The organism is Mucilaginibacter sp. P1_D10, assembly GCF_056406215.1.
The window spans coordinates 122,292-135,463 of the sequence record NZ_JBFUAP010000008.1; the positions used below are offsets into that span (position 1 = coordinate 122,292).

Annotated in this window: 13 protein-coding genes; 10 read left to right on the forward strand and 3 right to left on the reverse strand. The window is 47.7% G+C overall.

The genetic code is table 11. The features are described from left to right. Positions 1–335 precede the first annotated feature (335 nt). Entirely contained in the window at positions 336–959 is a 624-nt protein-coding gene (locus AC1DYT_RS14620) for a hypothetical protein (RefSeq protein ID WP_477470317.1), read from the forward strand. Between the two features lie 160 nt (positions 960–1,119). Here the strand turns inward: AC1DYT_RS14620 and AC1DYT_RS14625 are convergent, their stop codons facing one another. The 3 genes from AC1DYT_RS14625 to AC1DYT_RS14635 are packed head-to-tail and all read right to left on the reverse strand — an operon-like array spanning position 1,120 to position 4,673. Continuing rightward, on the reverse strand, positions 1,120–2,778 hold the full coding sequence (locus tag AC1DYT_RS14625; protein WP_477470318.1) for an NAD(P)/FAD-dependent oxidoreductase: 1,659 nt from the start codon (positions 2,776–2,778) through the stop codon (positions 1,120–1,122). Between the two features lie 15 nt (positions 2,779–2,793). After that, positions 2,794–4,197 (reverse strand): ATP-binding protein, encoded by a 1,404-nt coding sequence (locus tag AC1DYT_RS14630; RefSeq protein ID WP_477470319.1) that lies wholly within the window; start codon positions 4,195–4,197, stop codon positions 2,794–2,796. Next, the gene (locus AC1DYT_RS14635; protein ID WP_477470320.1) at positions 4,197–4,673 is read right to left on the reverse strand and encodes a group II truncated hemoglobin; all 477 of its coding nucleotides are present in this window, start codon (positions 4,671–4,673) and stop codon (positions 4,197–4,199) included. Before AC1DYT_RS14635 ends, AC1DYT_RS14630 begins: the two co-directional genes overlap by 1 nt. A gap of 296 nt (positions 4,674–4,969) precedes the next feature. On the opposite strand from AC1DYT_RS14635, the gene AC1DYT_RS14640 reads away from it, so the two are divergent. The 9 genes from AC1DYT_RS14640 to AC1DYT_RS14680 all read left to right on the forward strand — a co-directional run bounded on the left by AC1DYT_RS14640 (position 4,970) and on the right by AC1DYT_RS14680 (position 13,151). Next, on the forward strand, positions 4,970–5,314 hold the full coding sequence (locus AC1DYT_RS14640) for an ArsR/SmtB family transcription factor (RefSeq protein ID WP_477470452.1): 345 nt from the start codon (positions 4,970–4,972) through the stop codon (positions 5,312–5,314). A gap of 208 nt (positions 5,315–5,522) precedes the next feature. After that, positions 5,523–5,999 carry a VOC family protein gene (locus tag AC1DYT_RS14645; RefSeq protein ID WP_477470321.1) on the forward strand — a complete coding sequence of 159 codons (477 nt, stop codon included), beginning with the start codon at positions 5,523–5,525 and terminating at the stop codon, positions 5,997–5,999. A gap of 6 nt (positions 6,000–6,005) precedes the next feature. Further along, positions 6,006–6,371, forward strand: a complete 366-nt coding sequence (locus AC1DYT_RS14650) for an iron chaperone (protein ID WP_477470322.1) — start codon at positions 6,006–6,008, stop codon at positions 6,369–6,371. Between the two features lie 7 nt (positions 6,372–6,378). Then, positions 6,379–6,873 carry an SRPBCC family protein gene (locus AC1DYT_RS14655; protein ID WP_477470323.1) on the forward strand — a complete coding sequence of 165 codons (495 nt, stop codon included), beginning with the start codon at positions 6,379–6,381 and terminating at the stop codon, positions 6,871–6,873. A 63-nt stretch (positions 6,874–6,936) separates the two neighbouring features. After that, complete coding sequence (locus AC1DYT_RS14660; RefSeq protein ID WP_477470324.1) at positions 6,937–7,752, forward strand: DUF6597 domain-containing transcriptional factor; 816 nt, start codon at positions 6,937–6,939, stop codon at positions 7,750–7,752. A gap of 75 nt (positions 7,753–7,827) precedes the next feature. Next, the gene (locus tag AC1DYT_RS14665; protein ID WP_477470325.1) at positions 7,828–8,205 is read left to right on the forward strand and encodes a VOC family protein; all 378 of its coding nucleotides are present in this window, start codon (positions 7,828–7,830) and stop codon (positions 8,203–8,205) included. Between the two features lie 159 nt (positions 8,206–8,364). After that, positions 8,365–10,788, forward strand: coding sequence for an AsmA family protein (locus tag AC1DYT_RS14670; RefSeq protein ID WP_477470326.1), 2,424 nt, complete (start codon positions 8,365–8,367; stop codon positions 10,786–10,788). 81 nt (positions 10,789–10,869) lie between these two features. Beyond that, on the forward strand, positions 10,870–11,475 hold the full coding sequence (locus AC1DYT_RS14675) for a TetR/AcrR family transcriptional regulator (RefSeq protein ID WP_477470327.1): 606 nt from the start codon (positions 10,870–10,872) through the stop codon (positions 11,473–11,475). Between the two features lie 128 nt (positions 11,476–11,603). Next, a complete protein-coding gene (locus AC1DYT_RS14680) occupies positions 11,604–13,151 on the forward strand; it encodes a DHA2 family efflux MFS transporter permease subunit (protein ID WP_477470328.1) in 1,548 nt (515 codons plus the stop codon). The last annotated feature ends 21 nt before the right edge of the window (positions 13,152–13,172 follow it).

The window sequence follows — 13,172 nt, forward strand, 5'->3', positions numbered from 1 at the left end:
TCAAAAAAAGCAGTTGTATTTGTAAAAAGTGCCAAACTTATTTATCCGCATAGTGGAAACAAACACCTGCTTTTGCGCAAGCAATCGCAGACGCATAAATAGATGAGGGTAAGTTAAAAAGAAAAATGCCCCCGGTCAAGGGGGCGTTTTGGCAAATAGATTAACGCTATGTTATTCTTCTATAACCTTTACTCCCTGGCATTTGAGCGCCCCTTCCCCGTTTGTCCGTTTTTGATAAATCAAGTGACTATTTAATCAGCTCCAAAAAATGCTTCGAGGCATCGGTCTACATCTATAGTTTGTAGAGCAATTTAAGTACTTTGCAGATATATATTATGCAAAACAGGCACCTGCCATTCGTCGGCGTTTTTGTTTTAATCAGTTTTTTGCTGTTGGTGGCCGTAACCATGACGCACCGCACTTGCGACGCTTTAAATTATTATAGATTAAACTGGGATTTTTTAGGGGATGTTAGTTCTCAATTTTTGGCGCTTGCCCTGTTTGTCGGCGGCGTGGCCTTATATTTCATTGTCACCCGTTTGTTTAAATGGGATAACGAAATTTTCAAATACGCCTATTGGGGCTTGCTACCTCTTTTGGTGTTCCATGGCGCAATATTCACTGTAGGGCACAATTTAAAAGTTGGGGCTACCGAGCAATCTATCTGCAACAAAACCACCAGGGCAAAAAATCGCGGCGGCATGGTATCAACCAACTTAACGTTGAAGGAATACCAATACCTGCAGGAAAGCCGCGGTGAATTCCCCAACTTACCGCTAACGTCGAAAAATATTACTTTTTGGTTTAACGGAGGTGATTTTATCGGCGATTACACCCTCGAACTAACTTTTACCTGCAGCGTTAAGGAAACCATAGATAAAAGTAAGGGATGGACTGTAAAAAACATCGATAGAAATTCGGGAACGAAAATGGTGAACTATTTTGATTTCGACCGATAACAAAACAGCCCTGTATTTATTTTACCGGGCTGCCTTGTTGTCGCGTAAACACATTTTTTTTCGACCAAAAAGGGCATAAAATATGCCCTTTTTTTGATGTATTGTTACAAAAACACGGAGATTTTCGACGGTAATTTTGGCGATTTTGCCGAAAACGCGCCTATATCTCCGCCAAATATTTATGCACGAAACTGATAGCCATAGAGCCCTCGCCCACGGCCGAAGCTACTCGGTTCATGGCACCGGCACGTACGTCGCCGGCGGCAAAAATGCCTGGGATGCTGGTTTCAAGTAGGTATGGATCTCGTTTAGATTTCCACATCTTCTCGAAGTCCTGGCAACTGTTCAGGTCGCGGCCGGTTTCTACGAAGCCCTTGTCGTTTTTGATGACGGCTTTGCCCAGCCAATCGGTAAAGGGTTTGGCTCCGATGAAAATATAGAGCGCATCGGCATCCTCGGTGCGGGTTTCGCCGTTATCCAGGTTTTTGATCACCAATTGCTGCAGACGGCTCTCGCCTTTGGCTTCAACAATTTCACAGCAGGGAAGCAGGGTAATATTGCCCACGCCGGCAATCTGGTCGATAAGATATGAGGACATGGTAGCCGCTAAACTCTCCTTGCGTATCATGATATAAACGTGCCTGGCAAATTTGGAAAGATACATGGCGCCCTGCCCTGCCGAGTTCCCCCCGCCTACGATGTACACATTGGCATCCTTGCAGCTTGCAGCCTCCGTCATGGCGGCGCCGTAGTAGATGCCCGCGCCCGTGAACTTCTCTATGCCAGGCGTGGTTAACTGCCTGTAATCCACCCCGGTAGTTATCACAACCGATTTGGTTACCACCTCGCTGTTATCATCCATCACCACGGTTTTGTAATTGTCTTTCAGCCTGATTTCCTTCACCGATTGCGGCGAAAGGAAATCTGTACCGAAACGGGTGGATTGCGTAATGGCGCGCCGCGTAAGGTCGGCACCACTTAACCCGGCCGGAAAGCCCAGGTAGTTTTCGATGCGGGAACTGGTACCTGCCTGGCCGCCTGGCGCTTTACGCTCTATCAGCAAGGTCTTCAATCCCTCTGATGAACCGTACACCGAAGCGGCCAGCCCTGCGGGGCCGGCACCAATAATCACTACATCATACAACTCGTTCTTGGCCGACTGGCTCAAGCCAATCTTCGCCGCCACATCCCTTATGGCGGGGGTTTTCAACAGTGTGCCATCCGCAAATATGATGGCCGGGAGGTGTTTGGCGTCAAGCTTGTTGATGGCCGAAAGTTTTTTTGCCTCTTCGGAATTGGCATCCAGCCAAAGGTAAGGCACTAAATTTCCCGATAAAAACTCCTTGATATCGTGGGATTTCGGAGAAAACTGATACCCGATCACCTTTATCCCCTTAAAATCGGGGCGGTAGTTGCCCTGCCAATCCTCCAGCATGTCGGTTATGATGGGGTATAGCTTTTCTTCGGGCGGATCCCAGGGTTTGGTGAGGTAGTAATCCAGCTTTACATCGTTGATGGCTTTGATGGCTGCTTCCGTATCGGCATAAGCGGTAAGCAATACACGCTTGGCCTGCGGGAAAAAAGTTAAAGCCTTGCATAAAAAATCCACGCCTTCCATTTCGGGCATGCGCTGGTCCGACACGAACATCGCCACCACCTCGCCTTTGTTCTTCAGCTCCAGCAGGCTGTCTAGTGCCTCTTTTACCGAAGTGGTGCTCAGGATGCGGTAGTCCTGCCGGTAGTGGTTCTTCAAGTCGCGCGTAATGGCCCGCAATACTTGCGGGTCGTCGTCTATAGCAAATATGATAGGTTGATCCATGTCTTTCTAAATAAATTAATCGTCGTTTATTGGGAAGCAGATGATGAACTCGGTACTCCCCGGTACCGATTTTACTTTCACCGTGCCGTTATGCTGGCGTATGATGCGGGTAACCACATCCAGGCCCAACCCCGTACCTTTGCCCATGTCCTTTGTGGTAAAAAACGGGTCGAATATCTGCGATTGCAGTTCTTCGGGTATGCCGGGTCCGTTGTCTTTTATGGTTATTTCGACAAACTGCCGGTCTTTTTTTGTTTTTATTTCCAACAGGCCGCCGCCGTTTACCTCCATGGCATCTATGGCGTTGTCAATAACGTTGGTCCATACCTGGTTCAGCTCGCCGGCCATGGCTTTTACCTGTGGCAGGCTAAGGTCAAAATCCTCGGCTAATTTAATATTTCCTTTTTTAAGCTTATAATCGAGCATGGTGAGGGTGTTGCGTATGCCGGCGTGTATATCCAGCAGCTGCTTGTCGCTATCCCTATCCATGTGCGTAAACGTTTTTACCGAGGTAACCAATTGCGATATCCGTTGCGATGATTCTTTGATATCAGCAATCATTTTGGTGGCCAGCAGGTAATTATTTACCCAGGCCAGTACAATTTCTAACTCCTCCGAAACCGGCGTGCAGGCATTCATGTGGTCCAGGTCTTCCGGCTTAAAATCAAAGTCGACCAGGTTTTCGGCAAATTCGAGCTTTTTTATTTCGTGGTCCATCAGCCAGTCGCTCAGGTCGTCTTCGCGGTCGGCTTTATCCATCATGCTTAGTACCGGTCGGTCGGTTTGGTTGGCGCGTGTAACCAGCAGCTCGTTAATGGTATCCACCTTTTCAGGTGTCATATTCAGGCTTACTATGGCTTTAAACATGGCCGGCAGGTTCTGTATTTGCGCGTTGAGCGATGATGCCCCCCTGCTGATGGCCGCTGCCGGGTTGTTCAACTCATGCGCCAATCCTGCCGATAGCTTGCCCAGGGCAAACATTTTTTCGTTTTGTTGCTGCAGCGAAGTAAAATCGCGGATGCGGCTGGTCATGGTGTGTACCAGCGCTTCGGTCAGTTCGTAATGGAGTTGGGTGGCTTCTTTTATCTTTTCGGCCGGCACCCTAAAAATACGTCCTTTTTTGGTGCACTCGCCAAAGCCCGGCGTTTTCTTGGCTCGCGAAAATGGCAGGTAACCGGTAATTCCCTGCTCGCGGATCACGGCTACCTCGCGAAACTTCCCGTTCTGCATTACACATATACGTATGCGGCCCTCCAGTATAACGGAGGTCATGTTTACGGGTTCGCCCACTTCAAATATGCGCTGGCCTTCTTCCATCTCTACTATTTCGCCGTTATCTAAAAACCACTGCAGCTGTTCATCGGGCACCTCGGCCAGCACGGGGATAGCTTTTAAATCGTCTAAGGATATTGCGTTCATTATTCTTCGGGTATATAAGGGCCGCCTGGCACGCCCCAGCCCCATTTGGGCATTGGCGCATCGTGCTGCAAAGGGTTATCGGTTAATTTGGAATTGATTACGGCTATGCGGCTGCCCCACTCCAGGTAAGCCACCAGTGCCGACCGGAACTCCGGGTCGTCGGCCAGGCCAAGCTCATCTACGCTTTGCAGCAGCAGGGCTATCCATCGCTGGCGCTGTTCTTCGGTAAGCAGTTTGCCTACGTGGTGCGCCACCATTTTTGCATGACTGCCGTCATCGTCTTGCGTGTATAATTGTGGGCCGCCAAAAACTTCGGCGATAAAATGCGCTACGTGCTTGCTATGCACAGCCGACATGTTTTTGAACACGGGCTGTAGCAAATCATCGCGTAGCACCTTATCATAAAAAACTTCGGTAAGTTTTTCTAAGGCATCGTTGCCACCCACCCAGCTATACAAGGTTGGTATGTTTTTCATAGTCCATAAAATTAGTAATAAAAAAGGTTTGGTTGCAAGGAAGGGTTGTCTGAACTCGAATTTCAAAGAATTTGCGGAATTGGCAGAATTATTTTAGCAGGCTGGAGAAATCGGCATAAGCTCGTAGCATTCTGCTAATTCTTTAATACCATAAAAACGACGACGCCCTCTTGAGCGCCTCAAAACAAACACCCGCGAAAAATTCGAGTTCAGAAACTATTTTCAAATAAATTTGCGTAAGCAATTACTTACGTATTATATTTGTAAGCGAACGCTTACATAATTGAAAGGATTTGATGAGAAGAGATGTTTTCCAGGCCATTGCCGACCCAACACGTAGGGACATTATTAATTTGATAGCTTATAAACCGTTAAACTTAAATGCGATAGCCGAGAACTTTGAGGTGAGCAGGCCCGCCATCTCGCAACACATCAAAATACTGATGGAATGCGGGCTGATAGAAATGAAGAAGCAGGGCCGCGAACGTTACTGCGAAGCCAAACTTAGCCAGTTAAACGAAGTAGCGCAATGGATAGAGCAATACCGCAAGCTTTGGGCCGATAAGTTCGACAGGATGGACGAGATACTGGAAGAGTTGAAAAAAGCCCCACCTAAATCCTCCCCGGAAGGGAGGACTTAAAAAAGTAAACGCTTAATATCTGAACTCGAATTTTAAAGAATTTGCCGAATTCACAGAATTAATATAGGCGACATTCTGCCCATTCCTCAAATTCGTTCAATTCGAGTTCAGAAATTGAGCCGCTTCCGGCCCGTTAAATGGTCGCATTAACACCCTGCCCGCACGGATATGCGGCAGTAATTTTGGATAAACTTAAAACTAAAATATTATGCAAAAGATCAGTCCGTTTTTATGGTTCGATGGCCGGGTAGAAGAAGCCCTCGACTTTTACACATCTGTTTTTAAAAATTCGAAAATAACAGATAAGCGCCATTACCCAGGCGATACCCCGGAGCATAAAGGCAAGGTTTTCACCGCCACTTTTGAGCTGGAGGGCGTAGAATTTATGATATTGGATGGCGGCTCGCATTACAAGATTGACAGCCCCGCAATTTCCTTCTTTGTGAAGTGCAAAGACCAGGCGGAGGTTGACGAACTTTGGGATAAAATTGCCGAAGAAGGCAAGCCATCGCGCTGCGGCTGGATTACCGATAAATACGGCGTATCGTGGCAGATCATTCCTGATGCATTAGGCAAATACCTTGGCGGTGCCGATGCTGCAGGTGCGCAACGCGCCATGCAGGCTATGATGAAAATGGTAAAGATAAACGTGGCCGAATTGGAGGCTGCTTATTACAACAAATAACCCATTATGCGGACTCCAAAAGACGTCGCGGAGTATTTCTCCTGGTTCCCACGGGAAACGCAGGGTGCCATGAGCCTGGTAAAGGATGCCATATTAAAGGTAATGCCCCAGGCCGAGGAAAGCATTAGCTATGCTATGCCCACCTATAAATACAAGGGGCTGTTGGCACATTTTGCCGCTTACGAGCATCACATTGGGCTTTACCCCGGCTCATTGGCTATAGAAATTTTTGCGGAGGACATTGCAGGCTACAAGAGTGCTAAGGGCTCGGTACAATTCCCGCTGGGTAAACCGATGCCGCTCGACTTGATTACCCGCATCGTAGAATTCAGGTTGAACGAAAATTTAAAGACACCGAAAAAATCTAAATAATACACCTATGGCAAGCAAGAACGAAACAACCATTAAAGCCGAACCCGGCAAACAGGAACTATTCATCACCCGCGAGTTTGATGCCCCGCGCGAACTGGTTTTTAAAGTATTTACCGACCCTGAACTGGTGCCCCGCTGGCTCGGCCCGCGCGAACTGACCATGAAGATTGATAAATGGGATGCCCGCAGCGGCGGCCATTACCGCTATTTACACTCAGATGCGCAGGGCAATGCCTTCGGTTTCCATGGCGTAATGCACGAGGTAACAGCCCCTGAACGCATCATCCAAACCTTCGAATTTGAGGGCATGCCCGAGCGTGGCCATGTTTCACTGGAAATAGCCCGGCTGGAAGAGCTACCCGGCGGCCGCACCAAAGTTGTAGTGCAATCCATTTTCTCATCCGTTGCCGATAGGGACGGCATGATACAGCACGGCATGGAACGCGGGGTTAAAGATTCGCACTGGCGGCTGGATGAGCTTTTTGAAGAAATGCAGAAATAAACGCATAAGGCTTGTATGCAGATGCTTATATTTGATAAACCCAGCATATAAGCATCTGCATTCATGATTTATTACACCATTCCCTGTGCTCCACACCTATCGCCTTATGTGTGCTTTTTCTGGGTGCTGGAGCATGATAGGGTTACGGCAGCACAGCCTTACATTCACCGGTCTATGGCAGATGGCTGCTGTGAAATGATTTTCCATTGTAAAGGCCGCTTTACCGATATCGCCGCCAACGGCACAAGCAACCCCTCCTTTACATCAGGCGTTGGCGGGCCTTCCCAAAGTTTCAGCAGGTTTCATACCCAGGAAGCCTTTGGCATTTTTGGTGTGTACCTTTACCCCTATGCGATTGCGGCCTTGTTTGGCGTGCCCGCATCTGCCATTGCCAATCAGCAGGTATCGCTTTCAAGCCTGCTCGGACAGGCGGGGACAGATATAGAGGAACAGGTGATGCTGGCGGCTACTAATCATGAACGCGCCGCTATCGTAACCACCTTTTTTGAAGCACAATTACAGCACCGGTATCAACAGCCAACAGCAGTTTTCAGTGCTATTAGCTATATCATCAAAAGCAAAGGCACGGTTACGGTTGATGCGTTGGCACAAAAGCATTTCCTCTCCACCCGGCAGTTCGAGCGCAGCTTTAAGGAGTTTGCGGGCTTCAGTCCCAAATTATACTCCCGCATTATTCGTTTCCAGGCAGCGATTGAAAAGTATAAGGATAAAAACCGTTCGCTTACGGAGATTGCTTACGATTGCGGCTACTACGACCAATCGCACTTTATTCATGATTTTAAGGAGTTTTCGGGATATCATCCAAAAACATATTTCGCGGGCAATAACGAGGGCACCGATTGGAAGGAAGCGGAATGATGTCGCATTTTTCCAATTTTGGCCATGCCGACCGGACTACTTTTGATGTATTATTTAATTAATCGACCAACAACAATGGAAATCCCAAAAGTACACCAGGCCATTATGCCTTACCTGATGCTGAAAAACGCCGCAGCATTTATTGATTTTACCAAAACTGTTTTTAATGCCGATGCGGGTATGCAGCGCATGCGCGACGATGCTGACACCATTATGCACGCCGAGATTATGATCAGCGGCTGTACCATTATGTTCTGCGAAGCCAGCGATCAATGGGCCGTAGCTAACGCCAACCTGTTCATTTATGTAGACGATGCCGACGTAACCTACGCCCTCGCCATTGCTAATGGCGCATCTACCGTAATGGAACTAAGCGACCAGGACTATGGCCGTACCTGCGGCGTTACCGACCCATTCGGTAACACCTGGTGGATAACGTCGGTTAAAAAGTAGCGCTGCTTTTATTGTACCGAGGCTGCCCCAAAGGCGGCCTTTTTTGTTTTATGGAGTGACATTCCGGTTAGTTATGCTATATATACGTAATATGTTGGTTACCATCGTCTAAATCAAAACAAAAGAGGCCGATAACCTTTGTTACTTAAATATTGTGCAATGCCTAAGTGGTTAAAAATTTTATTGAAGATACTGGGAACTTTAATACTGCTATTCATCCTGACAGCAGTGGGGATAACCATTTACGTGGCCAACAACAAAGAGAAGGTGCTGGCGCAGGTCATCAAAAAACTCAACGAGAATTTGGATGGCACCCTTACCGTAGGCGATATCAAGCCGTCGTTCTTCAGCAACTTCCCGGATGTATCGCTGGCATTGAAGGATGTGGTAATCCGCGACAGGCAGTTTGCCAGGCACCATCATACTTTATTGGAGTCGAAAGACTTCAAAGTATCGGTAAATGCTGCGGCCTTATTCAGGGGTGCTATCAGCATCAATAATATCGCCATCAATAATGCATCTATAGATCTGTACACAGATAGCACCGGCTACAGCAATACGGCGGTTTTCAAAAAGAACAAAAAAGACAGCATCAAAACAGAGGCTAACGAAGGCAATTCTTCAACCCAGTTAAAAAAGTTCAGCCTGGCCAACGTAAACTTCACCATCAACAACCAAAAGGCAAACAAACTATTCAACTTTACGGTGGACCAGCTCAACGGCAAAATGAATTACCCCGATACCGGCTGGCACGCCGCCGTGCATTTGAACGTGTTGGCAAAAAGCCTTGCCTTCAATACCAAACGCGGCAGCTTCATCAAAAACAAGCAGATACAAACTGATTTGGAGGCCGGCTTTAACGAGAAAACCGGGAAGATTTCTGTAAAATCAAATAATTTCGATATAGGCGGCGATGTATTTGGCCTGAACGCCCTGTTTGTTACGGGCAAAGGCGATGATAGCTTTGCCTTTCACCTCACAAACGACAACCTGCTTTGGCGGCGCGCTGCTAGTTTGCTGGCACCCAATATTGCCAAAACACTTAACAGGTTTAATTTAGATAAGCCGATAGCCGTTAAGGCTGATATATCCGGTAGCTTTGGCGGTGGCGACCCTTACTTTTATGTTTCTGCCATAGTTGGTAATAATCGCCTTACCATTCCTGGTGCCGTGATAGATGATTGTAATTTCAATGCCGTTTTCACCAATGAAAATATCAAAGGCAAAGGTTTCACTGATGCCAACTCCATCATCCGGCTGGCAAAATTTAAGGGTAGTTATAGCCATTTGCCTTTTACCATTGATACGGGCAGCGTTGCCAACCTGGAGGTACCCATAGCAACCGGAAACTTTAAAGCGAATTTCCCCGTCACCAACTTCAACTATTTGCTGGGCAGCAAAGTGGCCAAATTTACCAAGGGCTCGGCCGACATGAACCTACGCTACAAAGCCGATGTCGTTAACCTGAAACTAAATAAGCCCATAGTACAGGGCACTATCAACCTAAAAGATGTTAGCATCAGCTACATCCCGCGGAACCTTAACCTCAGCAACTCCTCTATATCTATGAATTTTATAGGAAACGATCTGCTGCTGAATAACATCCGCTTGCAAAGCGGAAAAAGCATCGTACGGATGGAGGGGCAGGTAAAGAACTTCCTGAACCTGTACTACAGTGCCCCCGAAAAAATATTGATTGACTGGCAGGTGACCAGTCCGCAAATTTATCTGGCGGAGTTCATTGGCTTCCTAAACAGCACAAAACCATCGGCGGCGCCGGTTAAACGCCGCAACAGCGGCAACGTAGTAGAACAGCTGGCTACCGTACTGAACAGCGCAAGGGCCGATATGCACATGCGCATAAACGAATTGCATTATCACAAATTTTTGGCAACCAATGTAGCCGCCGATTTGTTGTTATCAGAAGACGGCATCCGTATAAACCAGGCTAGCCTGAAAACGTCTGATGGTTCGCTTAGGCTGAATGGCAACCTGGTGCAGAAGGGAAAAGTGAACGATTTTATCGTGGCCAGCACCATAAGCAATGTAAACGTAAGCAAGTTTTTCTATGCGTTCGATAACTTCGGGTTGACGGATTTAACCAGTGAAAATCTGAAGGGCTACCTTTCGGCAAGGACAAGTACCGTAGGCTCTATCACCAATACAGGCGACATCGTAAAGCATTCGATAAGAGGCAAGGTGCTGCTTAATTTGAAGGATGGTGCGCTGTTGAATTTCAAGCCGATCAGAAGTATTGGCAAGTTTGCTTTCCCTTTCCGCGATGTGGATAATATCATGCTATCGAGCCTGGATGGCGATTTTGATTTGATGGGCGACAAGATTATCATCAACCCTATGGAGATCAGCTCGAGCGTGCTCAATATGGATGTGGCCGGCGTTTACGGCTTAACCAACGGTACCGATATTGCGCTGGACGTGCCTTTACGCAACCCCAAAAACGACGCGCAGATAACCGATAAAGAAGAGTTGAAAAAGAAACGCTTCAAAGGCATCGTGTTGCACATACGCGCACACGAAGAAGAAGGTAAGCTAAAGATAGGCTGGAATAAAAACCACAAGTAGCTTCTATGGATTAGGCACATCTGAAATCTGCACACCTAAAATTTACACATTTATTACCATACCAATTGGTATATTTGCAATATGGAAAGCAAATTATCCAAAGCAGAAAAAACCCGGCAGTTCATTATCGAAACTACGGCCGATGTATTTAATACAAAGGGATATGCGGGTACCTCCATGTCTGACATTACCGACGCCACCCGCCTAACCAAGGGCAGCATCTACGGAAACTTCGAAAATAAGGAGGATGTGGCGCTCGCCGTTTTCGACCATAACCACGCCAGGGTAAGGGCAGTAATAAAGCAGCAAATGGCGCAGGCAAGCACTTATTATGAGAAATTGATGGTTTACGTAAAGGTTTACGACCATTTTACGCGCACCAATTACTTCCCAAAAGGCGGCTGCCCTATTTTAAATACCGCGATAGAGGCCGACGACACCAATCCGCTGTTAAAAGAACGCGCCGCCAAAGCCGTACTCGATTGGAAAGAGCGGATACAGGAATTGATCAAAGAAGGCATCGCCGCTAAAGAATTCAAGTACGATGTAGACGACTCGCGAATCGCCCTTTCGCTCATCGCGCTGATAGAGGGCGGCATCATGATTGCCAAAGTGACTGATAGCCAGGCCAATTTAAACCAGATAATGAAGACTGCCGAACTGCTGATAAAAATGATGCGCGTCTAAAAAATTTGACATAAAATATACCAATCGGTATTTTTTATAATGTAATATTGCGTCCTCAAAACAAAGCATGAGTGCCCGTTTAAAATAGGATTTCACACCAAATAAAAAATACCGATTGGTATAATAACATGTCTCCCTTAAAAAGAAAACTACTCATCTTCACCGTTATCCTTGCCGCGATAATGGAACTGATAGATACCTCGATAGTGAACGTAGCCCTATCGTACATGAGCGGCAACCTGGGTTCAACACTCGAGGACACCTCCTGGGTTATCACCTCCTATGCCATAGCCAACGTCATCATCATCCCCATGACCAGCTTCCTCACCGCCAAGCTGGGCCGTCGCAACTATTATATCGGCTCCATTATCCTGTTTACCTTCTGTTCGCTCATGTGCGGCCAGGCAAGCAGCTTGTGGGTACTGGTGCTGTTCCGCTTTTTGCAAGGATTGGGCGGCGGCGCACTGCTCTCGGTATCGCAGGCGGTAGTATTCGAACTGTTCCCTAAAGAAAAACAAGGTGTGGCTAGCGCATTATTCGGCGTGGGCGTGTTTCTGGGGCCAACCATCGGGCCAACCCTTGGTGGTTTTATTACCGAGCAAATCTCCTGGCCATGGATATTCTATATCAACATTCCCATAGGCATCGCTGCCGCGGTATCTTGCTACTTCCTGCTTACCGAGGCACCTATTAAGGTCGTCGTTAAAAGCATCGACTGGACGGGCATCGCGCTGCTGGCCATTGGCGTAAGCACCCTGCAAACCGTACTGGAGCGTGGCGAAACCGAAGATTGGTTCGAGACCAATTACATTATATGGTTTACGGTGATAGCCATAGTCGCTTTAACTGCGTTCGTACTTTGGGAGCTGAAAACCCCGCATCCGGTGGTAAACCTGCGCGTGCTCAAAAGCAAAACGCTGAGCATTGCTGCCATCCTCACCTTCGTTACCGGTATAGGCATGTTTACCTCGGTGTTTTTAACGCCGGTAGTTGCACAGCGCCTTTTGGGCTTTACGCCCTCCCAAACGGGCTTGCTGCTGTTGCCTGGGGCTATACTGGCCATTATCGGGCTGATGATATCCGGAACGCTTTTGCAAAAGGGCGTGCCTGCGGTGGCTATTATAGCCGTAGGCTTTTTCTGCTTCATTTATTTCAACTGGCGTATGGCCCAAATAACGCTGGAATCGCCTGCATCAGAAATAACCTTTACGCTTGTTTTCCGTGCATTGGGGTTAGCATTTTTGACGGTGCCGCTAACGGCACTGGCAGTTTCCTCGCTCGCAGCGAAAGACGTGCCGCAGGGGGCCGCGCTCAACAACATGATGCGCCAGCTAGGTGGCTCGTTCGGTATCTCTATCATCAATACCTATTCGTTCCAGCGCATCGCATCGCACAGGGTAGACCTCATAACCCACATTACCGCCACCAACAGCATCGTTACAGAGCGGCTTAACCGATACGTGGCCAACTTCCAAAGCCATGGCATGGGCCTGCAGGAAGCCAAACTGAGGGCCATGAAACTGCTGGATCTCACGGTTGTAAAGCAATCAACCCTGATGAGCTACCTGGATAGCTACCTGCTCATCGGCGCTCTGTTCGTGCTGGCGCTGCCGTTGCTGCTTTTTGTGTTGAATGCCAAAAAGCCTGTGCCCGGGGTAATCATATCCGACCATTAAATAAACAAACATCTATACATA